We start from the raw sequence: 26579 nt of genomic DNA on the forward strand, positions 1-26579 counted from the left end.
TCTAATGCGCATACAGATGTAGCATAAAAACGTACTAAATTTTAGAAAGGCTATAAACATCAACTGCAAGCACTGAATATGGCTATTAGCTCAAAAATAAATAAGTTTGCCCAGTAGATAAAAAAGGGTTGCCAATGTCATCATGTTGCTGAAATTATCACACTGCCGACTACAAAGTGGTTTTAAACGCCGATATGGATTGTGCTACGTCGCATTGCCGACCTTTACCAGGCTTACTGTTTTCATTACCTCATCAAATGCAGCGTCAACCTCCATTCTTATCCACGCCTAAAAACCACCAATAGTTCCTTTATTGAGCCCAATGGCAGCTTTTATGCGATAAAACAAGCGAACAACAATACGATATAACGTATCATTCATTGTCATACTTACACAAAAAATAACTCATTATTAGAAGAGGTTTACAGTGCTAATAAAAACACGTTTAGCTTTGGCAATATCTGCCGGATTACTATTGGCCGGCTGTTCAAAGCAACCAGAACAAACACAAAGCAACAAAGTGCCAGCAGTAGAAACAGCAACCGTACAAAACCCTTTCTTTCAGCAATGGAATACCCCTTTTGGCGCTCCACCATTTGACCAAATTGAAACGAAACATTTTTTACCTGCTTTCGAAAAGGCCATCGCTGAACACAAAAAAGAAATTGCCGCTATCGTTAATAACGAGCAACCAGCCGATTTCGACAACACAATTGCATCAATGGAATTATCCGGCGCATTGCTTTCTCGTGTATCAGGTGTATTTTTCAACCTAACGGGCACTGAATCCAGTGACGAGATGCAAGCCCTACAGCGTAAAGTTTCATCGATGTTAACTCGCCACAGTAATGAAATTAGTATGAATGAAAATTTATACAAGCGTGTTTCAACTGTGTTTAACAATCGCAACTCAGCCGATTTAAACTCAGAACAAATACGCGCGGCTGAACTAAACGCAGAGCAAATCCGTTTAGTAGAGCGTATTAACCGTAATTTTGTGCACGCAGGTGCCAACTTAACGCCAGAACAGCGCACAGAGCTTGCAAAGATCAACGAACGTATATCGGCACTAACCACTGAATTTGGTCAAAATGCATTAAATGATTCTAGTGCCTTTAAATTAGTTCTTGAAGAGTCTGACTTAGCCGGTTTATCAGCAGCGCAACGAAATGCGGCCGCAGCAGCTGCAAAAGCAAACGATTTACCTGGTAAATATGTGATCACGCTAAATCGCGCAAGTGTTCAACCATTCTTACAATTCTCTGAACGCCGAGATCTGCGAGAACAAGCCTTTAATGGTTGGTCAAAGCGGGGTGACAACGACAATGAATTTGACAACAAAACCATTATCGTTGAAATGGTAAAACTACGAGCTAAACGCGCACAGTTGTTAGGTTACAAACATCACTCTGAATACGTATTATCAAACGCCATGGCAGGCAAACCAGAAACCGCAATGGACTTGCTACTTAAAGTGTGGGAGCCTGCCATTGTAAAAGCAGAGCAAGAACGTGAGTGGATAAAAGAAATAATGGCCAAAGAAGGTGCTACGCACAAGCTTGAGCCATGGGACTGGCGCTTCTATGCTGAAAAAGTTCGTAAAGAGAAGTTTAATTTAGATCAAGGTGAAATCGCCGAGTATTTTGAGCTTGAGAATATGCTTGAAGCTAAATTTTATGTCGCTAACCGCCTATTTGGTCTTACCTTTGAAGAACGCAATGATATACCTGTTTACAACTCCATAGTGAGAGTATGGGAAGTCAAAGATAGCGCGGGTAAATCAGTCGGCTTATTTTATGGTGATTATTATGCGCGCTCTACTAAGCAATCCGGTGCCTGGATGAGTTCAATTCGAGAACAGCAAAAACTAGCCGGTGACGTAAAGCCAATTATCGTTAACAACATGAACCTAAACAAGCCAGCTGAGGGTGAAGCGACATTAATGAGCTATTCAGACGCAGTGACTTTATTCCACGAATTTGGTCATGGGTTACATGGTTTATTATCAAACGTTACATACCCTACTCTTGCCGGTACCAGTGTTCCACGCGACTGGGTAGAATTTCCAGCTCAGTTATTCGAGCACTTTATCGCGCAACCTGAAATGCTGAAAAAGTTTGCACTCCACCATAAAACAAATGAGCCGATGTCTGCTGAGCTCCTAGCACGTATTAAACAAGCTAGCACGTTTAATCAAGGATTTGCGACCGTTGAGTTTACAGCCTCTGCTTTAGTTGATATGGCCTATCACCAGATGACAGAAGTGAAAGACTTAGATGTGCGTGAATTTGAGGATCAAGTGTTAAGTGCTTACGGTAAGCCTGAAGAGATCATTATGCGCCACCGAAGTACACATTTTGGACACATTTTTGCAGGCGGATACTCGTCAGCGTACTACGCTTATATGTGGTCTGAAATATTGGATGCCGATGGTTTTGATGCCTTCATTGAGAAGAAAGACATCTTTGATAAAGAAACTGCCGATCGCCTTTATAAGTTTATTTACAGTCGCGGTGATACATTAGACTACTTTGAAGCCTATGAAGGCTTTAGAGGCAGAAAACCAACAACGGATGCGCTACTACGCAATAGAGGGCTTGATTAATCTAACCGTTTAAATACTAAAAGCCAAAGTCATCATACTTCGGCTTTTTTATTAACTTTTTAAGATGAAACAAGAGTGGTTGCCATTTTTTATTTTGAACAAGCTATTTTGATGTTCAACCGTAAAGTGCACGGCGTACACGCCGTGCTATTAAATGCTAATAAGGCATTGTAGACAGGTAAATTAGAGCACTCCTGCTCTTATAATTTTAATCACTCACAAAGACTAGATGTATAAAGAGTGGTTAAACTACCCAGTTATGCAATAAAATTGAGCCTGCTCCACATTATTTTTATCGACAGGTACCGCTTTCAATTAAGCGTTTAACCGATGTTTTTTCGCCTGTTAGTTTACCCATTCGACCAAAGCAAGGTCGATAGTAAGTTCCTACCTGACTACCAGCCGAATCGTAGTAACCATATATTTTATATGTAAAGTAGTCACTCGATGCGTAACTGTGTGCTGCATAAGTCAGTACTGCAATACCACCGGCTACAATTGTTGCTAACATAGATTTTTTCATTTTTATATTCCTTCGTTATAGAGTTACCAAGCATCCCTTGGTGTTATAAACGTAGTAAAGAAATAAAATAAACACAACATTGCCAGTAAGCGTATAATCAACATATTGAATATATGAAGTAAATAAAAGCACTCAGGTATATAGTCAAATCACTTAAATATTAAGAACTCACACTCATTACTATGGACCACCACTTCATTGTGCTGAGCCACCAAGCTTTGATACCCTGAATAGAAACTTCGTCAATATAAGAAAGCCTCATCAATATAAACAAAACCTCGTCGCTCTGAATTTATTTCAGAGTCCACTATCGCTATCCCACAAAAACACATATACCCTGACCGACGTCAGGGAGGCAATACCGATTTCTATACCCTGTATTTGCAAGGGGCCTAAAGCTCAGGAGTCTAAAACCGACACCCAACCAAAGATTGAAACTAATAAACAGGCCACCTTCAATCTGAAGCATCGCTTAGTTAGTAAAATCGAATGGACTACACGCGCTATAAGACCAAAAATAGCGAGAAAATGAACTCATACGTATCTAAAAGGCACAGCTAACCCGCCAAGCTATTATGTGGTTATATAGAGATTACCTTGATGGTCTAAAAATTAAGCCAGTAACTTTTCACATTGTCGATAGTTAGCCCGCCGTTTAATTTCTAAACTCGCACAATAATTATCAAGCTTTTCAGGTCGCCCTACTGCGCCATGAAATACTTTGGTAAATTGGGTGGTGAGTTTTTGCCAGTTTTCTGGGGCTGTGTTAAGTCTGTCTAAAATAGGGGAATTAATTGAGCTTATAGCACCTCGCTTATCTGCTCGCATACATCTGCCTGTTAGCTCGACCAGTTCTAAATAGGACTTTAATTCAAACGGTAAACCTTTGGGCATATGTTTTCTGGGGCTGCCTGCAAAACGCGCCAGTTGTTTAGGTTGCTTGCCCTCTTTGGCATGTTCACAACGAGTTTTTACACTGGTGTAGTCTGAGGTTTCGGGTGTGTCAGCCATCTTTGCTCTGATTGGATTTAAATCAACATACGCCATACAGGCCGCCAGTGCCGCTTCATCAAGTAAAGCTTGTGATTTAAAGCGCCCTTCCCACAAATTAATAAGGAATTAATTTGAATGCCGTTAGGCAGCCCGCAGGGTGAGCGCCATGGATGGCTGCGAATAAAACCGGCCTTTGCATTTGTCTTCTTTATTCGCTTTTCGGGCTATGCTTTCATTCAGTACCCGCATAAACCAACTGATACTCGCTAAACGTTCTCTAAATTGTTCAATGTCTTTATTTAAAAAGTATTGCTGTGCTGAGTCTAGACGCTCACCTTGAAGGGACTTGTGAGACAGTATGGTACCTTTAAATAGCTTATGCCATCTGATGATAATCGCTTTATCACTCAGTCTTTTATCTTTTATATCATCTACATAAAGCACAATATGAGTATGGTTATTCATCACCGCATACGCACACACATCAATACAAAATACTTTGGCAAGTTCCAGCTGTTTGTCTTCTATCCAGCCTCTTCTGTGTTCATACGATTGCCCTGTTACCTTATCTTCACCACACAAATACGCACGGCGAACACACCGTGAAATACAATGGTAGTATTTGGTATCAGTTAAACTCACTTGTCTTTTTCGTGCCGTGGCCATAAGAGAAAGCGCCTATCTTTTAAGCTGAATCTATAAGATAGGCAATGAATGAAAAACAATCAATTTTGGGTGGGTGTCAGTTAAAATCCCAAAGCAAATTGTTGATATCGCATGGAAAGCACAATTAAGACTCTGCAAACGTTATAAAAAGCTTATAAATAAAGGCAAGCATTACAACCTCGTTGTCACTGCTATTGCCAGAGAAATGATTGCGTATATCTGGGCAATTGCAAAAGAAGTAGTATTGATACCCGTTAATCCAAGATTACGTTTAGCACGGGTACCAGCTTAAAATGAACGAATTAGAGTTAATGCATTGGGTCAAGCATCGGGTGTGGCACAACCACCGACGGCGTTGCCTACATGGATGTAGGTAAGGGGCGTGAGCAGGAGCGGAAGCTTTAGGATGGCAATGCTGCAATCGCAGCATCGAACCACGAACATAGACTGAAGACAGGTGCCACGTCGAACTAAGTAGGGTCTGCTCTGCTCATGAAAGTGAGTAACCAACGAATATCAGCATGAAAACCGACGAAATTACTTGCTTCATCCTATGTATTAACTCGCTCTAATTCGAGTTGAGAGATTATGGCTTAAAGTTAAGCAGGGATCAGTGTGTTTAACTTGACAGTGGGAGTCATACCAACGCCCACATTAAGGGGCTTTTTATTAGTTTGCTAAAATTGTGTAGCGAAGCGGAACCGAGCAAACTGTAAAAAGTCCCGCTTTAATTGCTTGTTATGTGTTTACGCACCCATATCAGTTAATAACTCGACTATTTTATGGGAGTTAGGCGATTTTTGAAGATAATGAGACTTTAGCTTTTTTAAGTTATCTAAATTATCAGAGTAACACCCTAGATTATTTATTGAGTCAAGGGTATCAAATATTAACGAGTCTAATTTATCCAAGTTAACCCCAGCAGTTTGATGCATGAGGTTTACCCTTACATCAGCTAACCTAACTAAATAATGCTTATGAGAATCCACTGATGCCATTTTTTGATGGTCACACTCTAAAGTAATTTCATAATCTGCTTTTGAAAAAAATGAACAAAACAGCGTTAATAAAAATACGAGATACTTGCTCATGACTCTCCTAAACACATAACTATTTAGTATTTATGCGGCACGTTGTTTGTGCTGCATAATCGCTTGTTGGACTGAGCCGCTACCTGCTCGGTGTGTCAGAGTTGGTGTTATTTATGCTATGGGAATTTGCTTTTAGTGGCGTAACTTGTCTTGAGCCTATTTTATCGGCTTGTCTTTCGTGATTAAGCCATCCCTGCATTACTCAGTACGTTTTATCTTGCCATTAGAGCTAATTTTCGCCGATTTATCAATGATATTTTCACCGCGCACGCACTTTTCTAGCCCGAACACTTAAGCAGGTTAACGCGTTGATTTAATTCAGCAAGCTCTGCTGCTAACTCGTTCGTGCTAATTTCATTGTCTCTTCACTTGAATTAACCATTTTACTAAATCGTAAGACCCCGATTTTACATACTTCACAAGCCCAATGAGGGGATAGTGACGCAGCTTCCGCCTTTTTCTTCTTCACTTTACGTAAACTGGGCCCTTGCGCCTTTATCAACGCCAACTTTCGCTTGTAACATGCATTGGCTAAAAAGCCATAGTGACGAATTCGCATAAACCCTTTGGGTAGCACATGCTGTAAATAGCGCCGTAAGAACTCTCTACAACTCAGTGTCATGACCTTTTCACTGTGTTTATCTGCATAACTTCGATATTTAAAGCACACGCTTTGTTTATTCACCGACACCAGTCTCGATTCTGACATCGCGCCCTTTCGGGTATACCGTGCTAGATAACTTACTAACTTATCACTGTATGTTAAACACGCTTTGCTATACACACACCATTTAGCTGGTGTCGTTATATGTGTCAGCGAAGTACCTCGCGCATGCAATGCCGCAAGCATTTTCCCTCTAAATACCGTTGATAATGCTTTAACTGGGTATAAGTAGCCCTGTTCTATTTCATGCCATTGAGTTTGCGTTAGCCCTCCAGCTGGCACTAAGCAATGCAGATGAATATGCTGACTTAAGGTTTGTCCCCATGTATGTAAAACGCTTGTCATCCCTAACTGCCCATGCCCTTTACGCTGTGCAAACTTACTTAGGGTGTCCCATACTGCTTTAAATAAACACTGATAAAGCGTGTTTGGGTCATAGCGTGCAACAATATTCAGCTCATGTGGCAGTGTAAAAACAAGGTGGAAGTAACGACAAGGCAATAAACGGGCTTGCTGTTTTTGCGCCCACTGTGCTGTTGCCATACTTTGACAGCGTGGGCAGTGTCGGTCTCGGCAGCTGCATCCGACCTGTTTTACCTCGCCACACGTATCACATTGCCAAGATTGATACCCTAACTTGCCTGTCCTACATGATTGAAGATGTTGGCAGACCCGTGTCTGCTGGTAATTCAGTGAGTGGTGTTGCCGATAATCATCTAACCCTAAGTTTAAAATATCAGCAAGGTGTAACCTACTCATTGTTTTGCCCAATCGGCCAGTAAATCAATGCCGCCATGGCCTAATTCAGGTAACCAATGTAAGTAACTCTGTGTCGTTTTAATATCACTGTGACCAAGCTGATGTTGCAATTGATGAAGCGGCATGCCTGACTCAAGTTGATGTGTCGCGTAAGCATGGCGAAGTGCATGCGGGTTACACTGCTGCAAACCAATACTGTGTGACTGCTTCCTTAATGACTTTCTAAAGCTCGATGGCGACATCGGTTTGTCCATAAGCCATCGAGAATAGAACATCCAGCCTGATGGACGGTACACTCTCCAGTAGCAACGTAACTGCTTCAATACACTCTCTGACACAACAACGTAACGTGATTTATCTCCTTTACCCTGCTCAATTAAAATGGTTTTTCGTTTACCGTCTATGTCTGTAACTTTAATGCGTAATAGCTCACCAATACGTAAACCACAGCCATAACACACGATAATTAGCGTCTTTAATCGCATATCTGTGCAGCTTGCTATCAGCCGTTGTATGTCGCTACGAGATAAATAAATGGGTGCTCGAGACTTCGCTTTTGGTAAGGTAATATCTAAGTTCAATGGCCGATGTAAAATGTGCTTAAACAAGAACCAAATACTGTTTATCTGTAACTTTTGGCTTGCCCGAGAAAGCTTGCGGATCGCCGGATCTTGAAAGAATGAATTCAACTCTTCATCTGTAATTAAATCCAACGATTTATTAAAGTAATTTCTGAGTTTAAGTAAGTGCGCGCAATAGCTTTTACTTGTTCTTTGTGAATAACCTCGATAGGTTATTTCTGCCTTGACCTGTTCAATGAGTGTATGCATTTTTGACCTCTAAGTTGTGAAATAACTCAGAGAAAGTGTGGCTCAAATGCTGAGAATAGGATCTCCGCGTAGCGGCTTAGTTCAACAGCGTATTAGCGTGAATGCCGATAAACACTCTGCCCTTATTTCATTCAGAGACAATCAGAACCGCTAATTAATTTAATATATATTAGTAACTTAACACTTTCCCTTACACACAACAATCTCCTTTTCACACCTTCTGAACCCGAGAATTTACTTAACCGAGAATCAGTTGGGTCGTTATGTAATTTTACTAAAGTAAAAACCATATATAATTCAGGTAATTATGTTCATATGCCAATTTAAACGCGCATTTTCTAAATTATATAACGAGAAGAAAGGTTAGCAATTGTGGGAAATTAAATTACAACTGTATATAAAAACAGTTATCGAATTCCTTATGTCTTCCTCTCCTTTTCTTGAATCTGTGCGAACCGAACTGCGTACAAGGCGCTATAGTATTAAAAATGAGAAGATGTATTTATACTGGATCAAGTCATTCATCATTTTTAATGATAAAAAAAACCTAAGAGAATAACCAGTGACCCCCACTCTAAAAAAATGACCAGTGACAATCATTCTAAAATAAGTACAAAAATCATAGCCACATCCAATTACACAGCAAAACATTGTGCTCTACAAAGGCCGTTCACCTCCAACTATTTTCATCTTTTTGAAATTGTCTATAAATAAAAAAACCCCAGCTAACAGCTGAGGTTTTATACTCGTCAATTTATACAAAGTTATCTATTAAAAATAACCAGTTTCAAACCAACTTATTTTAATCAACAAGCTCTATGACCTAAATAGGCTCCTTATTAAAATTTATAATTAAACTTTAAGTAAGCTTGGCGACCTAATGAGCTGTGAGTTTTATTATCAACGCCCATAGATTCAGAAGGCGCTTGTGGCGCTTCTTCATTCAATAAATTCGCCGCACCAGCCGTTAATACTAGCCCTTCAAAACCAACATAGCTGACAGAAGTATCAATGGTGGTCCATGAATCAATGCCAAACTTGTCATTATTACTATCGGCTAAATCTTTATAAGAACCAATATGACTCACACTAAGGGTTGCGACCCAGTCATCACGGTTCCAATCAACGCCACTGGTCCAACGTAGCTCTGGATGTTGGTATTCGCCGTTGCGGTCATCAATCACGTTAATACGATTACCTGCGTCGTCACTTTCAAACGCTTGCTCTTCAAAGTTAAGCGCATACGTTAGGTTATAATTGAATTTAAACTCTCCTAAATTGTCGGTCATTAATTTATATTCTAAATTAATGTCAAACCCATCTGTTTCACGGCCACCAATGTTCACAAAGGTGTCGTTAATTTGTAAAATACGGCCCAGTGTACTGCCCTGATTTGGTGCGCGCACTACTAAGCTTGAATCACTGCCACAACAATCAACCAGTTTTTGTGCGCCAATTTTCTTTATTAGGTTTTCTTGGTCATAGTTCCAGTAATCAACCCCAATACTGAAGTTATCTGTTGCTTCCCACACCACGCCTAAGTTGAAGTTTTCAGACTCTTCTGGTTGTAAGTTTTTATTACCCGCCACAATCGCCGTGTATTCAGTTGGCTCACAGTCAACTTCTGCACCGGTTTGACGGCAACGTTCTTTATCAATCACACTTGGAGATTCATCTGTACGCCCTAAGTGTAACTGAACCAGCGAAGGCGCTCTAAATGCCGTACCCCAAGAGCCTCGAACAACCAATTCATCAATCGGCGACCAACGAAATGCCACTTTCGGATCAGTGGTTGTGCCAAAGTCACTATAATCTTCATGACGAACAGCAAGCTGTAATTCGAGGGTTTCTAAAACTGGAATGCTGAATTCAGCAAAAATGGCGGTATTATCACGATCACCATTTGCCTGTGTTGCTTCAGTGCCGAAGATTTCGCCACGTAAATATTGACTGTCAGGGTTGTCTTCTATTTTTTCTTTACGATGTTCAAAACCAAACGCACCTGCGATGTAACCAGACTCAAGTTCAAACAACTCGCCTGATATCGTCCCATCTAACGCCTGCATGGTCGATGAGCCATACCGTGTTGTGGTGGTTTCAAAGAACGCTAATCCTTCGGCTGTATTTGTGCTTGGTTCAAACGGGTTCCATAAACCATTATCAATAGCTTGCTGTGCACGCAACTTATTTGGGAAGCCATCAAAGCCACGTTCAACCGCACTTGAACGAATTGTTGAATAAGCAACTTCCCAATCCCACTCTTTAAAATTACCACGAGCGCCGAGTACTGCACGGTAATACTCTGAGTCTACGTCTTTTTTACGATTACCGATATCAACGGTTCGGCGGCGCATTGAAATATCTACACCATGTAAAAAGTGAGTCGGATCATTTGCTAATGGGTGATTCGGGTTAGTACCCATCATTGTCAGCTCAGTAAAGCTTGGGCTACCCGCACCTTGAATGAAGGTCGACGAATGTTGTGCTGAAAACTCTGCAAAGCCTTCAATATCATCGGTTATCTCTTGCACACCGTTGTAGTTAAAGCTATAACGCTCGGTCGATGGCACTAAGCTCATATGCGGTGCATAGTCATAACGGCAAATATCACCAATGATCAACGACTCGTCACACTTGTCGTTACCCCATGTATCAGCAAAAATAGTCTGACGAACTTTTGTGCCGTCATCTTCAACTCTGACAACAGGCAACGCATTCCACTGAGCCTCAGTCAACATACTGCGTACGACTTCTACGCTACCAGGGAAGCCTGCTGAACTAAGCGCATTATTACCGCCGCGAAAACGCTGATCTGCACTGGCGGTGTAATCTCTATCAGAATAAAAAATATCGCCACGTTTAAAGTAGTCTAGTGAGAAGTTATGATTGCCTTTATCGTTAGACGAGCCCCATAAAAGCGTAAAGTTTTGCTCCTCGCCGCCGCCGTCCGCTGTATCAGACACTTTACCTGAGACTTCAAAGCCTTCTATATCATCGCGTAAAATGATATTAATTACACCCGCTACGGCGTCTGAGCCATAGGTTGCTGACGCACCATCTTTTAGAATATCAATGCGCTTTACAGACGAAACAGGAATACTATTTAAGTCAACAAACGATGTTTCAATGTCTTTCGCAAACGGGCTCACTGCAACGCGGCGACCATTAATAAGAACAAGCGTTGAAGAAGCGCCAAGACCACGTAACGCAACGCTTGAACCACCATTTGCAGTGTCATCACTCGAGTTACCTTGAGTACTGAATGTACCAGCACCAGATACAGGCAACTTAGCGAGCGCGCCTATTAAATCCGTTGAGCCGGTTGCTGCAAGGTCTGATGCTGATAACGATTGAATTGGTGAGGGGCCTTCCATGTCTGTGCGTTTGATGTGTGAGCCCGTTACTTCGATCCGTTCAACCTTATTTTCCTCGGCTGATACCGCACTTCCTGAGTGAGCGAGCAGGATTGCTGCTGATAGTGCACTAAGAGAATATGTTGCCTTCATTATGTTTGTCCCTGTTGTAGTGTAAGTTATTGTTTTAATTAATCACCTAAAGTTTTATCACACTTTACAGGCACAAACAAATCAACAAAATAACAACACACAGCCGGCATTAGTACATAAAATAGCAACAGTTTTGGTATAATTATCCCTTATATCTTGGAAGTGCAATATTTTTAATTACTTTTAAGGGATAATGAAGATAAAAACCGCTACTAAATAATCTATACTAAGTTTAGTATATTTTGATTAAACAGAACACCTCAAGGCGCCCCCCTTTATTGGAAATCTAATCAATACCCACTACCGCATAGACTTTCAAAGCCTATCTCAAAGTAGAACTCGTTGCTTTGCTAGCTCAATTGTAAGAATTTATTATTACATCAACATTTACTATTTATCAGCATAAAACATTAATACTACTTATCTAAAATCTAAAGAAGAATGATAAGCTTCAATATTGCATTAATTAAAACACCTACGCCTTCATCTTACTAAAAAGTAATAAAAAAACCTTGATTTTATATTTCGAGCAAATAAGATACCCCACCCTAAATAGAGTTTAAACTCTAGCGAAGCTTGATTTAATTAAGGATAAAATATGAAAAAGCTAATAACTGGCTTGGTAGCATTATGTGCATTAACGACATTAAATGTTCAAGCACATACTGATGAACTAAACACTATCATCAGCTCAAAAAAGATTAAAATCGTCGCGATTGGAGAAAGTGGCTTTGACCCTAGGTGGCGTGAACCAACCTGTAGCATTACTAAAACTGATAAAGACGAATTTGGTCAAAACTATATGATCACGCATTTTGATATGTGTACCTGTCAGAATAGCTTAAAATCTAGTTACCTAATCAAAGACACACAAGATACTCCTGACCAAAGAGCCGTAATTTGCTATATCGAAACTAACTAACAATTACATTCACTATGGCTAAGCGCCAATACAGCAGCTTAGCCATAACAGCGTGACCTAAAATACAACTCGGGCGCATTTTAATTTTAGCCTAGTTCGGTAACGCTTGACTCCACGTTAAAGCTATTTCATCTAGCATGGCACACTAAAGTCATTAACCTTAATACCCTATTCATTTTTCCACTACGTTTAATTTTAACGTGTTCGTCATAGAAATAACAGGCTATATAAACTACTCTAATAACATTCATTTTCACGTTTCATTGTCAAAAAGTGGCGGTAGAATAATCTCTTATGGATAAACTGTTCACCCTTACACGTGCAGCCTTGGTACTAATACTACTAATATCCCCCTACTGCTTTGCACAATATCCCATGCTTGCTAATGAATATGCGGTAAAAAAATTAACTGCTGAAGATGGTTTTGTGTCATCTGAGATTTATTCAATAATTCAAGATAAACAAGGATTGCTGTGGTTTGGCACCGCTGAAAATGGGGTAATGCGCTACGATGGGCGTAAAGTAACACTGTTTGAATTTGATAGTGCCAGTGAGAATGGGTTATCTCATAATGATGCTGGTAATCTCATGTCGGATCAAAGCGGTCATGTTTGGGTAGGCACATGGGGTGGCGGCGCCAATAAATACAATCTTAAAACAGGCCAATTTCAAAACTTTTTACACGACCCAAAACAGCCAGACTCAATATCAGCCAATCGGATCCAGTCTTTATATCATGATCAAGCTGGGTCTGTTTGGCTTGGCTCTTATGATCAAGGTTTAAACCGATATTTAGGCGGAAGCCGCTTTGAGCATATAAAGAAGGCAACAGATACAACACCTGGGCTTTCTCATAATCGAGTATGGGATATAGAAAGCAAAGACAAAGATAGCCTCTGGGTTGCTACGAGTTATGGCCTTAATTTATATAATAAAAAAACACAGACTTTTCGCTATTACTTCCCAGATCCAAGTAATAAAACACCGACAGGTGCCAATGAAATACGTCATATATTAAAAACATCCCAAGGCAAAATATATGTGGGCACTCAGCAAGGGCCTTTTCTCTTTAATATAAAAACTGGCACGTTTAAACAACTCGGAGTGCTGAACGATAACCTGTTAGGCCAAGTTAACTCAATGATTGAAGACCAAGCTGGATATATTTGGTTTGTAACCAGTAAAGGGGTATTCCGACAGTCAAATTCAAGCGAAAAAATAGAACAGTTAGATCTTGAGTATAACAGTGGCTTAAGAATTATTTTCGAAGACAAAGCCAAAACTATTTGGATCACAAATGAGGTTCATGGAATATTCAAACTCGTACCTCACCGCCAGTTTAAATCAATTAAAAACCCCGAGCTAGTTGCGCCAAATGGCATTGTCACCGACGGTAATGGCGACCTATTAATCGCGACATCTTCGTCGCAGCTTTATAAGTGGCAAGTTTCAGCACAAACACTAACAAAGCTCTCACCTTCTATTTTCAGCGAACTCAATGGGTTTGATAGCAATCGACTATTGGAGCGCCCAGTCCTTCATTTAAGTGACCAGAATAGTTTGTGGGTAGCTCAAGATGAAGGGATTGCTAAGTTTAATTTACACACTCAACAAACTGAGGTATTGACTTACCCTACTACAGGGCCCCATTATCAACAATTCAGGGAGATCAGAGCACTCAGTACCGACAAAAATGGCAACCTTTGGGTAGGTACCTATAAAAATGGAATCTATGTTTATGACACAAAAGAACATACATTTCGACACTTAGACTCATCATTCGGGCTATCGCACCCTGAAGTACTCGTACTTTATAAAGACAACCAAGAAAACATGTGGGTAGGTACAGGGGAAGGCGCTAATTTATGGGTAGAAGAAAGTCAGCGCTTTTTGTCATTCAAAGCTGATAACTATAAACCCGGCAGTTTACTCGGCAGTATAGTCCAAGATATAAAGCAAACGCGCGATGGAAACATATGGATTGCGACGCAAAAAGGGCTTAATCTATACCTACCTGAATATCAAGGTTTTAAGCACTACAGCACTGATCATGGCCTCCCAACCACACTCATCAGAGCAATTGCCGATGATAAAGAAGGAAACTTGTGGTTAACAACCAATAAAGGAGTCTCTAAGTTCAACCCCACAACGGGAAAAGTGAGTAATTTTGACAGCCAAAATGGTTTACTGGGCCTAAATTATTACCCAAGCAGCCTAGTAGAAGGTGATAACAGCACACTATTCACAAGCAGCCAGCGTGGTATTGAATACTTTAGTACAGCGCCATTAAAAACAAATCAAATAGACCCAAACCTCATACTAACTGGCTTTAATACTATGGGTCAGCCGATGAAACTTGACAAGCCCTACTCTTATACCACAGATATTCATTTATCTTATCTTGATTATATTTTCTCGTTTGAATTTTCAGCACTCGATTTTATTTCACCAAACAAAAACCAATATGCATACAAACTCGTTGGATACGATGACAACTGGATAGAGATAGGGAACCGAAATACCGCTTCGTTTACTAACTTAGACGGCGGGTCGTACCAATTTCAAGTCAAAGCAACAAACGGTGATGGTAAATGGAGTAAAAACCAACTGTCTATTAATTTACATGTCTCACCGCCTCCATGGAAAACATGGTGGGCATATAGTTTATACGGTTTTTTAGGTACTTTTATCGTTGTAACAGCAATTTACTTAAGAACAAGATTGCAAAAAGCTGAGATTATCAGGCAGAAACAGTTTGTTATAAAGTTAGAAGAGCAAGTATCAGAAAAAACAGCATCATTGGAAGCTCAAGCAAGTGACTTGGCCGATGCACTAAAAGAAGCAGAAGCCGCAACGCAATTAAAGTCTGAATTTTTAGCCAATATGAGCCATGAGATAAGAACGCCCATGAATGGAGTCATTGGTATGCTAGACCTGCTAAAAAATAGCAACCTATCTTCTGATCAAGCCCACTCGGTAAACATCGCTAGTTCAAGTGCTCAGTCATTATTGACGCTCATTAACGACATTTTAGACTTTTCTAAAATTGAAGCAGATAAACTAGAGCTAGAGCATATAGATTTTAATTTAACAGAGTTGATTGAACAGTTGTCAGAATCAATGACATTAGCCGCCCAACAAAAAGGCGTTGAAGTTATTTTAGATTTAGCGGATATCCACCACCCTCATGTGACATCAGATCCTGGTAGGATCAGGCAGGTTTTGACGAATATTATAAGTAATGCGATAAAGTTTACCGAACACGGAGAGATTGTTGTGACAGCTAAGCTTTCCAGCGCAGATAACAACAATAATACAATTTTGACTTGCCAAATTACAGATACCGGAATTGGCATCGAACATTCAAAGATTGACACTTTATTTGATTCTTTCAGTCAAGTCGATGCATCAACCACCAGAAAATATGGTGGGACTGGTCTTGGGTTGAGTATTACCAGGCGCCTGTGCCAATTACTCGGGGGAGATATTTCTGTTTCTAGTACGTTAGGCAAAGGCAGTTGCTTTGAAATAACCTGCTTGCTCGATGCAAACACACAGCTCCCCGATACATATCCTGCGTTTGGCACGCTTAACTTAACTGTCGCAATTGTTGATGGTAACAGCTCAAGCCGAGGAGCCTTAAAGCGACAATTTGAAAGTTGGGGTATTTCGGTCAAAGTCGCTAAAAGTGCAAATGAAGCCATAGCCCTTTTTAGCGACGTTACTAAAGTGGATACAAACCCAATCGATCTCGTTATTTTTAATAAAACACTCACAGACATGGATAATTTATCATTCATCAAAAGGCTTAAAGCGAGTACTGCTAACCCTAGATTAAAGTTGGTCATGATGAGTCAATTAGGAGATAAAAATGATGTTGAAAATACAGGGGACAAAGAGATTGATGCAACTTTTCCAAAACCAGCGACAAAGCAAGATCTCTTAGCAGCTTTATCAACGGTCCACCCTGATGTTCAAGCATTTTTAGACAGTACCCGTGCCCCTTCATATAAAAATGGCCTATCAGACAGTGATTGCACTTGGTCTGCCCATTCGAGAGTACTTCTTGTTGAAGACAACAAAGTCAATCAACTCGTCGCTCTTAAACTGCTCAGCAAAGTCGGTATTGACACTGTAGTAGCAGAAAACGGGGTAGAAGCTCTATTGAAATTAAAAGAGTCTGAACAGAAAAACGTACTTTTTACACTGGTACTCATGGACTGCCAAATGCCTGAGATGGATGGGTATGAAGCAACTAAACAGATTAGAAAAGGCAGTGCTGGCGTTCAAAACCAATCTATTCCCATTATTGCAATGACTGCAAATGCCATGCAAGGAGATAAGCAAAAATGCCTTGATGCCGGTATGAACGATTATATTACCAAACCTATAGAAGCTGAAAAAGTACTGAATAAACTCCAATTATGGCTGACTAAAGCGCTTCGCTCATAAGCTAAAGTTTGCTACTGTGCCTGATATTCTAATATTGAGGTAAGTTCCACATACACTCATAAATGCATGCCAAATATCTAATTGAAAATAACCCCCTGAACCAACATCAATGTTTAATTGCTTATCACCTGAACGTTACCGACCACTTTAGAGAGAATATGTAAACAAGCTCCTTCAATCGCAATGCTTTGTTACAACTTACCAATACAATTAAACACCTTGACACATCTATTATCGTATCATTAAAAGCATCGGTACTGACCGTCAATTAGTATCTCATGTTTCAATAGTAGGAAGGACTATAACGTGGCTAGTAAAAAACAGATTATATTACCCATCGCGGTACTGATTGCAGGAATAGGTATATCTGCAGCATTTTCCGCGATGAAAAAACCACCCGAAGAAAAAATCGAAAAGGTGATCCACCCATTAGTTGAAGTTCAAACGGTCACAGTTGCGCCTATGCAATTGACAGTTGATTCATATGGCATAGTTAAGCCTAAGTATACAACTAACTTAGTCGCGCAAGTGAGTGGTCAAGTTATTCAAATCTCAGAACGTTTCGTCCGTGGTGGCTTCGTAAAAACGGGAGAAACTCTCGCGCGTATCGATCCGAATGACTACGAAGCAGCTTTAATTGAAGCGCAAGCCAATTTGGCTCAAGCAAGTTCTGCATTAGAAATTGAACAAGCACAAGCACATGTAGCTAAAGCAGAATGGCAACGTATAAAAAACAATACCAATGAAACCATTCCATCAGAGCTCTATTTAAGAAAACCGCAATTGGCTGAAAAACTGGCACAATTTAGAGCTGCACAAGCGAGTGAAAAACGCGCCAAACGGAACCTAGAGCGAACTTACATTAAAGCGCCTTATGATGCCATCATCGAAAGCCGCCAAGTGAGCTTAGGAAGTGTTGTCAGCCCTGGCAGTCAATTTGGAGCGCTTAACGCAACGTCAGTTGCTGAGATACGCTTACCTGTCGCTGACAAAGACTTACAATATCTGGTCAACAATGGAATTAACGCACCTGTGGTGCTTTCAGCTAAGTTTGCAGGAAAGCCGGTTACATGGAATGGTCAAATAGTTCGTAGCGAAGGGGTTATTGATGAACGTAGTCGCATGACCTATCTAGTTGCACAAGTAGATATACCTTACGGATTGACAGAAAAACCACTGCGTTTTGGCACCTACCTAAACGCAAAAATCGAAGGTCAGTGGTTACAGTCAGCAGTCATAGTACCAAGGCATTTAGTCAAAGATGGTCGAATTGCAACATTACAAGGAGACTCAACTCTTACCTTTAAGTCACTCAATATTGTCCGCGAAGCCAACGGGTTGATCATTGCAGACCATGGGTTAAATGACGGTAATCACATCATTACATCGGCATTAGAGTACCCCTCTGACGGCATGACTGTGCGCATAGAAAATACCTTAACCCAGTCGCCAGAAACACAATTAGCATTAAAAAAGGAGTAAGCGATTATGACTATTCCATCTGAAAAAGGCATTATCGCTTGGTTTGCTCGTAACCCTGTTGCCGCAAATTTGCTCATGATATTCATTCTCGTAGGGGGGGTGTTAACCGCGTTTTCAATCCGAAAGCAAATGTTCCCACAGTTTGAAAACAACTGGTTAAGTGTGCAAGCTGTCTACCCCGGCGCCGCCCCTCAAGAAGTTGAAGAAGGAATTACCATTAAAGTAGAAGAGTCTATGGAGGGACTTGAAGGGATCAAACGTCTGATCACTTATTCAAACCGAGGTATGTCACAAACCTGGATTGAAGTAGAAGAGCAGTATAATCCGCAAGAGGTATTGGATGAAGTGAAAATGCAAGTCGATTCCATATCAAGCTTCCCTGTTGGTATGGAAAGGCCTGTTGTTCGCTATGATAAGTTTACCCAAGAAGTAATGTGGCTTGCTCTGAGTAGTAATCTACCTGCGCAAGAACTAAAAGAGCTCGGTAATACCTTACATGATGAGATGTTGGCGCTACCAGGGGTTAACCTTGTGGACTTTAATGGTGGTTTAAATTATGAGATAGGCATTGAGGTGAGTCCTGATAAGCTGCGTGAGTTCGGATTAAGCTTCCGTGATATAGCCAATGCTGTATCAGCTTTCTCAGCTAATATGTCTGCCGGCCAAATACGCTCTGATAATGGGTATATTTCAATGCGAGTCGAGAACCAAGCATATCGCGGTAATGAGTTTGAAAACTTACCATTACTTACATTAGCAGATGGCGCTCAAATTAAGTTAGGAGATGTGGCAACCGTTAATGATGGTTTTGAAGAAGGCTTACAATACTCAAAATATAATGGTAAAAACTCACTCATTTTCCAAGTCAGTGCGTCTAAAGATCAAGATATTTCAAAAGTAGCTGACGTAATCAAAAATTACTTAGCTCAACGCCAAACCACCCTACCAAGTGACACCGAGTTAGAGCCCTTTATTGACTTAACCTATTATCTTGATGGCCGTTTAAACATGATGGTCGAAAACATGATTTGGGGAGGCTTGTTAGTTATGCTCATGTTGGCATTATTTTTACGAGTCCGATTAGCATTTTGGGTTATGATGGGCTTGCCGGTATCGTTTCTTGGCGCATTTTTGTTTATGCCAATGGGCGGGCTTGACGTCACTATAAACCTTGCTTCACTGTTCGCCTTTATTCTTGTACTCGGTATTGTTGTTGATGATGCCATTGTTGTTGGCGAGTCCGTACACTCTGAAATTGAAGAGCATGGACACAGCCTAGATAATGTTGTGCGAGGCGTAAAGCGTGTTGCTATACCTGCTACATTTGGCGTACTTACCACAGTAGCTGCGTTCTTACCTCAAACCTTAGCAACTGGTCCTGCCGCTGCGTTTTCAAAGGCTATTGGTGGCGTTATTATTTTGTGTTTAATTTTTTCGCTTATTGAGTCTAAGCTCATTTTACCTGCCCACCTTGCAGCAATGAAAGACAAACCAAGTAATCCAAAAAACCCATTGCATCGCTTAAGAGCACTGTTAGACGGCGGCCTTAAAAACTTTATCGAGCATTTATATCGCCCCTTTATTGAACGCTGTATCCATTATCGTTATACCGTTATTGTTGGCTTCTTAACTATTTTAATTGTAAGTGCAGGGTTGTTTGCAGGTGGGTTTATTAAATTTGTCGCGAACCCTAAAATACCTCATGACTTCCCTGAAATCTCCATTGAGATGAACTTATCATCATCAGAAAGTGCGACGCTTCTGAGCGCACAAAAAATTGAAACGTTAATTTTAAATGTTGATAAGCAAGTTGAGGAGCAATACGGGCAAAGTATGATCCGAGATCTCTCTGTAAGCTTACGTGGTCGCACAAATGCTCAAATCATGGCTATATTAGTGGAGCCAGATAAACGCCCTATTGACACTTTTGAACTTAGCGCCCTGTGGCGAGAGCAAATGCCCCAGTTACCGGGTGTAAAAACGCTGAATATTCGCGATAGTATTTCAAATGGTGGGCGAGATGATGGCGACATTAGCTTTAGGCTAGAAGGTAAAGACAAAGCTTTACTCAAAGAAGTGGCAGAGAAGCTAAAAACTAAACTCAACACAATTGCAGGTGTGGGTGATGTTAATGACTCAATGCAAAGTGCTACAGATGAAGTTCAACTTGAACTGAAACCGCTTGCTTATAGTATGGGGTTAACACTTGCGGACGTGGCCTCCCAAGTTAACTTTAGTTACTATGGGTTAGAAGCACAGCGTATTCTACGCGACGGCGAAGAAATAAAAGTCATGATCCGCTACCCAAAAGAGTCTCGAAACTCCATTAGCGATATTCAAGATGTGCGTATTATCTCTCCCGCTGGTGCTGAAGTACCATTAGCCGAAGTTGCTGACATTAAACTGGTTGACGGTGTGAATCGTATACGTCGTGAAAACGCGAGACGCACAGTAAACGTTTGGGCTTCAGTTGATACTGATCAAGCTGAACCTTTTGAAATTGCGAAAGAGATCAGAGATGAATATTTGCCTTCCTTACTGGTTAATTACCCAGGTATTGAAAGTAATGTTGCGGGCAGAATTCAAGAAGAGATGGACAGTGTTGCCGAGCAAGTACGTGACTTTGCGCTGTCGATGATGATTATCTTTGCACTCCTTGCGATTCCTTTGAGGTCATATTCACAACCGCTTCTGATCATGTCTGTGATCCCATTTGGAGTCGTTGGGGCCGTGATTGGACACATCGTTATGGGAATGACGATGAGTAGCCTATCCTTCTTTGGCATAATTGCTGTCGCGGGGGTCGTCGTTAATGATTCACTGGTTATGGTTGACTTTGTCAACAAAGCGCGTGAAAAAGGCGCAACCATTAAACAAGCAGTGGTTGAAGCTGGCTGTAAACGCTTTAGAGCTATCTTATTGACTTCCTTGACTACGTTTATTGGATTAGTTCCAATTATTACTGAAACCAGCTTACAGGCGCAAATTGTGATACCAATGGCGGTTTCTTTGGCATTCGGTGTTTTGTTTGCGACAGTCATAACGCTCATATTGATCCCATGTCAGTATGTCGTGTTAGAGGATATAAAAGCACTAAAGCGAAAATGGTTTCACAAAAATTCACCGCAATTAAATAATACTGCGTCAGAATAATTACTCCCAACGACTAAAGCTCGGTAGACACTACCGAGCTTTTTCTATTGTACATGCCAGGCAAAGCAAATTCGAATATCTGAATTAATATACAAACCTTTGTTTATCATGAATTAACTCTTTAAAGTTAATAATAAAGAATGAATAAGCTAGTATTTATTTAGTAAAGTGTCGTATAGCACTTTACATATCTACATTTAGACTACAAACTTATCATTACGTTATTCAAGTTAGACTGCATTATGAAGTATTTAACCGTAATTTTTGCATGTTTTACATTGCTCCTTGCCGGGTGCGGCAAAGACAATAAAGGCACTGGTGAGTCAAGTACCCCGGGGTATACTGCAACAACCTATTTTGACTCTTTATACAATCAAAATAACTTAGAAATGGCAGCAAAGCACGCAACTCCGCGCCTAGCACGCGTTATGCGCTCTTACGGCACAGCGAAGCAATTCACGCGTAATCTAGTAAACATGCAATTTGACCAAGTAACTATTGAGCTAGATATGACCAATCAGAGTTTGCGCGAACAGTATGGTGATTCGGCAAAAATTAATATGGTATTTACTGGTATGTTGCGCGGGGAACAAGTCGATGACATGCGCAGTGTGCAGTTGCTGCGTAAAAAAGGCAAATGGTATGTAGATAAAATTAACCCTGATCCATTCGCCCGCTAACGTATTATACTGTGTTAAATAACATCGACGGAAATCGCTTTTACCCGCCAACGCTCGGCCTCTAAAAGAGATTTCCCTTGCGATTCATTTATCACTTTGTCCGCTACCGCTAATGCAACTTTCTCTTCAAATGACATCGACAGGGTATCCGTTCTACCTCTCAGCCACTTTTTAAACTCTCCCCGTTCTTTTTCAGTGGCTTTGGCAAGTATGTACGCGTGCTCCATCGTATGCACCGCCCCCTCCTCACCCACGCTACACAAATGACTAACGCGCTCTCGTGCCGCTTCACTATAAGTTAATGCATTACACACTTTGACCACGAGACTATCTGAAGGCAATTTACAACCATGGCCCGTAATATGTGTCCAGCTTTTGAGTAAAAAAGCGAAAATAGGATGGGTAAAATTGTCAAAGAATTCATCTAATGCTCGAAAACCTTCAGATAAACTATGTTCTACAGCATAGCTTACCGATGGTAGATCTCCTTGTTGCCTGCCGTCATGTTCATATTTCTTCAAGGCGCATGACGCTAAATACAAATGACTCAGAACATCACCGAGTCTAGCCGACAACATTTCTCGCCGTTTTAAAGAGCCTCCAAGACCCAGCATTGCTAAATCAGCACTCAAAGATAAGCACGTGCTTAACCAAGTCAATTTTTGATAATATCGCTTCGTAGGCCCGCTCACTGGCGCTTGAGAAAATCTTGCTCGAGTTATCCCAAACCATAGCGCTTTCAAAACATTCACTCCAGAATGTTGTAAATGTGCCATTAAAAGCTTATCAAAAGGCTTTATCGCTTGTGCTTCATCTAAACTCTGAATTGTTTGAATTTCTTTGAATATATAAGGGTGACAGCGTGTAGCACCTTGGCCAAATATCATCAAATTTCTCGTGAGTATATTGGCACCTTCCACTGTAATCGATATAGGGATCCCCATATAGTTATTCGCTAAATAGTTATTTGGCCCTTTCTGAATACCTTTACCAGCATGAATGTCTAATGCATCATTCATCACAGTCCTCGACATTTCGGTTAAATGGTACTTTGCAATTGCGGTAATTACTGCAGGACTCTTTTTCATGTCAATTGCTTGCGCCGTTGTTTGACGACAAGCTTCTATACTGTAAGTTAGGCCTGCAATACGTGCTAAGCTTGCTTGAACTCCTTCAAAAGCAGCGATGGGAAGTCCAAATTGTTCTCTTACTTTGGCATAAGCGCTGGTTGTTCGAGTGCATAAATGTGCACTGCCAGCACTTAACGCGGGTAACGATATTCCCCTTCCAGCGCTTAAGCACGATACCAGCATTTTCCACCCTTTCCCTATGCCACCTTTACCGCCAATGATCCAATCAAGTGGAATGAAAACCTCATTACCTTGCGTAGTACCATTCATAAAGCCTTGATTAAGCGGATTATGCCGAGCACCGATCGTTACCCCTTCGTGACTGGTCGGGATCAACGCACACGTGATCCCTAAACTTTCACTATCACCGAGTAAGTGCTGCGGATCATACACCTTAAATGCTAAACCAAGCACCGTCGCAACAGGCGCAAGTGTAATATAACGCTTGTCCCAGCTCACTTTTAGTCCAAGAACCTGCTTCCCCTCAAATTCAGCCTCACAGACAATACCAAAGTCTTGAATACTACCCGCATCAGAGCCTGCGTCTAATGCTGTCAAAGCAAAGCATGGTAAGGCTTCTCCTGAGGCTAATTTGGGAAGCCAATGAGATTGCTGTGATTGTGTACCATAATGAAGTAATAATTCAGCAGGCCCTAAGCTGTTTGGTACCATAACAGTAACGGCTGCCGATAGACTTTTGCTGGCAATTTTAGCCACGATTGTAGAGTTAGCCTGCGCACTAAATGCCAAACCTCCAAATTTTTCTGGAATGATAAACGCAAAGAAACCTTCTTGCTTTAAATACGCCCAAACAGCATCCGGTAAGTCTTTATCAGCTTGGATCTGCTCTTCATCAAGCATTGACAGTAGCTGTACCAACTTAGAATCAATAAAATCGCGTTCTTTGTCACTCAATGACGGCGCATCGATTTGATGCCATTGTTGCCAATTTGGCTTTCCTGAGAACAGTTCTGCATCCCACCAAGTATCGCCGGCTTCCATTGCTTCTTGCTCAGTTTGACTCAACGACGGTAATGCCGATTTAAAGTAGTTCATAACGGGTATTGTAATTAATTTAAAACGTAATGCACTGACCATAAATACAATACATGCCAAGATAATCACTAACACAATTAAAGCCATTTTGACCTCCTGTTCACCTTGTTTTATATGTTCAAATATAGCGTAAACTCAGATTAACACTGCATTTATCTGACAGTAATTGTGGCCTCTTCTCTTCACTGTTATTATCACGCTGTTTTAACAACAACAAGTGAACTCATAATGAAACCATATTTTAAACTTAGCTTTGGAGCACTCCTCGTTGCGAGTACTTTAACGCTTTCTGCGTGTAATAACACCGCTCCTAAAACCCAGCAGCCAACAGAAAAAGAAGCTGAACTATTCCTTGCTCAATCAGAGCAAAGACTCATGGATTTATCTGCTCGTTCTAGTCGAGCAAATTGGATTTATGCAAACTTCATAACGGAAGATACCGCCAGTTTGGCGGCTGATGTGAATCGTGAACAAACAGATATCATCGTACAACTTGCGAATGAAGCTGCGCGTTTTGATAACCTAGAATTGAGCGATGATAATCGTCGTAAAATGGACAAGCTTAAGTTAAACCTCACGCTACCAGCGCCACAAGATCCAGCTAAATCGAAAAAACTGGCAGCATTAAAAGCTGAGTTAGATGGCATGTACGGCAAAGGTCAGTATTGTAAAACAGCAGACCAATGTTTAAGCCTCGGCGATATGACAGCCAAAATGGCATCAAGCAGAAACTATGAGGAATTACTCGATTTATGGCAGGGGTGGCGACAAGTTTCACCGCAAATGCGTGAGCTGTACGCCCAGCAAGTTTCTCTGACAAATGAAGGGGCAAACCAACTAGGCTATGCTGACACTGGAGCAATGTGGCGCAGTAAATATGACATGCCAGCAGATGACTTTGCGACAGAATTGGATCGTATCTGGGGCCAAGTAAAGCCTTTATATAATTCATTACATTGCCATGTACGAGCAAAGCTTGGTGAAAAATACGGTGAAGACAAAGTACCACAAAACCAACCCATACCAGCGCATCTATTGGGGAATATGTGGGCACAAACTTGGGGCAATATATACGATGTCGTGGCTCCAGAAAATGCCGATCCAGGTTATGATGTAACACAGTTATTAGCAGAGCATAACTATGATGAGCTAAAAATGGTGCAAGGTGCTGAAACCTTCTTTACATCAATGGGGTTTGAAAAGTTACCTGAAACGTTCTGGACTCGCTCGCTATTCACAAAACCAAAAGATCGTGATGTACAATGTCATGCCTCTGCTTGGAACTTGGATAACAAAGATGATTTACGTATCAAAATGTGTATTCAGCGCACGGGCGAAGAGTTCTCCGTTATTCACCACGAATTAGGCCATAACTTCTATCAACGTGCCTACAATAAATTACCACTTTATTATCAAGAAAGTGCCAATGATGGTTTCCATGAAGCGATTGGTGACACCATTGCGCTGTCTGTAACTCCCGGTTACTTAAAAGAAATTGGTTTGTTAGAGCAAGTACCTGATGAGTCAAAAGACATTGGCTTATTAATGAAAATGGCACTAGACAAGGTTGCATTTGTCCCATTTGGTTTGCTGGTAGACCAATGGCGCTGGCAAGTATTTTCTGGGCAAATATCACCAGAGCAATACAATAAAGCGTGGTGGGATTTACGTGAAAAATATCAAGGTGTACAAGCGCCAATAGCGCGAGATGAATCACATTTTGATCCAGGTGCAAAATACCATGTACCTGGTAATGTACCATATACTCGCTACTTCCTAGCCCATGTTTTACAATTTGAGTTCCACCGTTCATTGTGTGAAATCGCGGGTAATAAAGAGTCAATTCACCGTTGTTCAGTATATAACTCTAAAGAAGCCGGTGAGCGTCTAAACGCTATGTTAGAAATGGGCAGCAGCCGTCCATGGCAAGAAGCATTAGAAAGTATTACAGGGAGCAAACAAATGGATGCAACCGCAATGCTTGATTACTTTGCCCCTTTGCAAAAGTACCTTGATAAGCAAAATGAAGGCCGCCAGTGCGGTTGGTAATTTAATGCGCTAAAGGCC

General features: G+C 41.0%; 14 protein-coding genes and 2 pseudogenes. 9 read left to right on the forward strand and 7 right to left on the reverse strand.

All coding sequences use genetic code 11. The annotated features are described in order from the left end of the window. The first annotated feature begins 427 nt into the window (after positions 1 to 427). Positions 428 to 2605, forward strand: coding sequence for a M3 family metallopeptidase (locus PCIT_RS03375; protein WP_010367900.1), 2178 nt, complete (start codon positions 428 to 430; stop codon positions 2603 to 2605). A 292-nt stretch (positions 2606 to 2897) separates the two neighbouring features. Here PCIT_RS03375 and PCIT_RS03380 read toward each other — a convergent pair whose 3' ends face one another. Next, complete coding sequence (locus PCIT_RS03380; protein ID WP_010367901.1) at positions 2898 to 3128, reverse strand: hypothetical protein; 231 nt, start codon at positions 3126 to 3128, stop codon at positions 2898 to 2900. 612 nt (positions 3129 to 3740) lie between these two features. Then, a pseudogene (locus tag PCIT_RS03385) lies at positions 3741 to 4787 on the reverse strand (transposase). A gap of 85 nt (positions 4788 to 4872) precedes the next feature. Between PCIT_RS03385 and PCIT_RS03390 the strand changes: the two are divergent. Continuing rightward, positions 4873 to 5079: pseudogene (locus PCIT_RS03390) on the forward strand (IS110 family transposase); the annotation flags it as partial. 454 nt (positions 5080 to 5533) lie between these two features. Here the strand turns inward: PCIT_RS03390 and PCIT_RS03395 are convergent. The 3 genes from PCIT_RS03395 to PCIT_RS03405 all read right to left on the reverse strand — a co-directional run bounded on the left by PCIT_RS03395 (position 5534) and on the right by PCIT_RS03405 (position 8131). Beyond that, positions 5534 to 5878, reverse strand: a complete 345-nt coding sequence (locus PCIT_RS03395) for a hypothetical protein (protein ID WP_010368311.1) — start codon at positions 5876 to 5878, stop codon at positions 5534 to 5536. Positions 5879 to 6212: 334 nt separating this feature from the next. After that, on the reverse strand, positions 6213 to 7301 hold the full coding sequence (locus tag PCIT_RS03400) for an IS91 family transposase (protein ID WP_192992767.1): 1089 nt from the start codon (positions 7299 to 7301) through the stop codon (positions 6213 to 6215). Then, positions 7298 to 8131 carry a tyrosine-type recombinase/integrase gene (locus tag PCIT_RS03405; RefSeq protein WP_192992768.1) on the reverse strand — a complete coding sequence of 278 codons (834 nt, stop codon included), beginning with the start codon at positions 8129 to 8131 and terminating at the stop codon, positions 7298 to 7300. The genes PCIT_RS03400 and PCIT_RS03405 overlap by 4 nt, the downstream gene beginning before the upstream one ends. Before the next feature lie 421 nt (positions 8132 to 8552). Between PCIT_RS03405 and PCIT_RS23305 the strand changes: the two genes are divergently transcribed. Continuing rightward, positions 8553 to 8690, forward strand: coding sequence for a phage integrase N-terminal SAM-like domain-containing protein (locus PCIT_RS23305; RefSeq protein WP_337913958.1), 138 nt, complete (start codon positions 8553 to 8555; stop codon positions 8688 to 8690). A gap of 280 nt (positions 8691 to 8970) precedes the next feature. On the opposite strand, the gene PCIT_RS03410 is transcribed toward PCIT_RS23305, so the two are convergent. After that, positions 8971 to 11637: a TonB-dependent receptor plug domain-containing protein gene (locus tag PCIT_RS03410; protein ID WP_010363271.1), complete on the reverse strand. Its 2667-nt coding sequence runs from the start codon at positions 11635 to 11637 to the stop codon at positions 8971 to 8973. Positions 11638 to 12235: 598 nt separating this feature from the next. On the opposite strand from PCIT_RS03410, the gene PCIT_RS03415 reads away from it, so the two are divergent. The 5 genes from PCIT_RS03415 (at position 12236) to PCIT_RS03435 (ending at position 22326) form a co-directional block, all read left to right on the forward strand. Continuing rightward, positions 12236 to 12559 carry a hypothetical protein gene (locus tag PCIT_RS03415; RefSeq protein ID WP_010363269.1) on the forward strand — a complete coding sequence of 108 codons (324 nt, stop codon included), beginning with the start codon at positions 12236 to 12238 and terminating at the stop codon, positions 12557 to 12559. A gap of 294 nt (positions 12560 to 12853) precedes the next feature. Then, on the forward strand, positions 12854 to 17011 hold the full coding sequence (locus PCIT_RS03420; protein ID WP_010363268.1) for a hybrid sensor histidine kinase/response regulator: 4158 nt from the start codon (positions 12854 to 12856) through the stop codon (positions 17009 to 17011). Positions 17012 to 17317: 306 nt separating this feature from the next. Further along, positions 17318 to 18493 (forward strand): efflux RND transporter periplasmic adaptor subunit, encoded by a 1176-nt coding sequence (locus PCIT_RS03425; RefSeq protein WP_010363267.1) that lies wholly within the window; start codon positions 17318 to 17320, stop codon positions 18491 to 18493. Positions 18494 to 18499: 6 nt separating this feature from the next. Continuing rightward, complete coding sequence (locus PCIT_RS03430) at positions 18500 to 21646, forward strand: efflux RND transporter permease subunit (protein ID WP_010363266.1); 3147 nt, start codon at positions 18500 to 18502, stop codon at positions 21644 to 21646. 242 nt (positions 21647 to 21888) lie between these two features. Beyond that, a complete protein-coding gene (locus PCIT_RS03435; protein WP_010363265.1) occupies positions 21889 to 22326 on the forward strand; it encodes a hypothetical protein in 438 nt (145 codons plus the stop codon). Between the two features lie 14 nt (positions 22327 to 22340). Here PCIT_RS03435 and PCIT_RS03440 read toward each other — a convergent pair whose 3' ends face one another. After that, the gene (locus PCIT_RS03440; protein WP_010363264.1) at positions 22341 to 24599 is read right to left on the reverse strand and encodes an acyl-CoA dehydrogenase; all 2259 of its coding nucleotides are present in this window, start codon (positions 24597 to 24599) and stop codon (positions 22341 to 22343) included. 141 nt (positions 24600 to 24740) lie between these two features. Between PCIT_RS03440 and PCIT_RS03445 the strand changes: the two genes are divergently transcribed. After that, positions 24741 to 26561, forward strand: a complete 1821-nt coding sequence (locus PCIT_RS03445) for a M2 family metallopeptidase (RefSeq protein WP_010363263.1) — start codon at positions 24741 to 24743, stop codon at positions 26559 to 26561. The last annotated feature ends 18 nt before the right edge of the window (positions 26562 to 26579 follow it).

The organism is Pseudoalteromonas citrea (assembly GCF_000238375.3).
Lineage (GTDB): Bacteria > Pseudomonadota > Gammaproteobacteria > Enterobacterales > Alteromonadaceae > Pseudoalteromonas > Pseudoalteromonas citrea.

Excerpts from the sequence above, each read along its gene's own strand:
- PCIT_RS03395 (WP_010368311.1), bottom strand. The coding sequence starts at position 5,878 with ATGAGCAAGTATCTCGTATTTTTATTAACGCTGTTTTGTTCATTTTTT.
- PCIT_RS03415 (WP_010363269.1), top strand. The coding sequence starts at position 12,236 with ATGAAAAAGCTAATAACTGGCTTGGTAGCATTATGTGCATTAACGACA.
- PCIT_RS03440 (WP_010363264.1), bottom strand. The coding sequence starts at position 24,599 with ATGGCTTTAATTGTGTTAGTGATTATCTTGGCATGTATTGTATTTATG.
- PCIT_RS03420 (WP_010363268.1), top strand. The coding sequence starts at position 12,854 with ATGGATAAACTGTTCACCCTTACACGTGCAGCCTTGGTACTAATACTA.
- PCIT_RS23305 (WP_337913958.1), top strand. The coding sequence starts at position 8,553 with ATGTCTTCCTCTCCTTTTCTTGAATCTGTGCGAACCGAACTGCGTACA.
- PCIT_RS03410 (WP_010363271.1), bottom strand. The coding sequence starts at position 11,637 with ATGAAGGCAACATATTCTCTTAGTGCACTATCAGCAGCAATCCTGCTC.
- PCIT_RS03445 (WP_010363263.1), top strand. The coding sequence starts at position 24,741 with ATGAAACCATATTTTAAACTTAGCTTTGGAGCACTCCTCGTTGCGAGT.
- PCIT_RS03435 (WP_010363265.1), top strand. The coding sequence starts at position 21,889 with ATGAAGTATTTAACCGTAATTTTTGCATGTTTTACATTGCTCCTTGCC.
- PCIT_RS03380 (WP_010367901.1), bottom strand. The coding sequence starts at position 3,128 with ATGAAAAAATCTATGTTAGCAACAATTGTAGCCGGTGGTATTGCAGTA.
- PCIT_RS03430 (WP_010363266.1), top strand. The coding sequence starts at position 18,500 with ATGACTATTCCATCTGAAAAAGGCATTATCGCTTGGTTTGCTCGTAAC.
- PCIT_RS03405 (WP_192992768.1), bottom strand. The coding sequence starts at position 8,131 with ATGCATACACTCATTGAACAGGTCAAGGCAGAAATAACCTATCGAGGT.
- PCIT_RS03400 (WP_192992767.1), bottom strand. The coding sequence starts at position 7,301 with ATGAGTAGGTTACACCTTGCTGATATTTTAAACTTAGGGTTAGATGAT.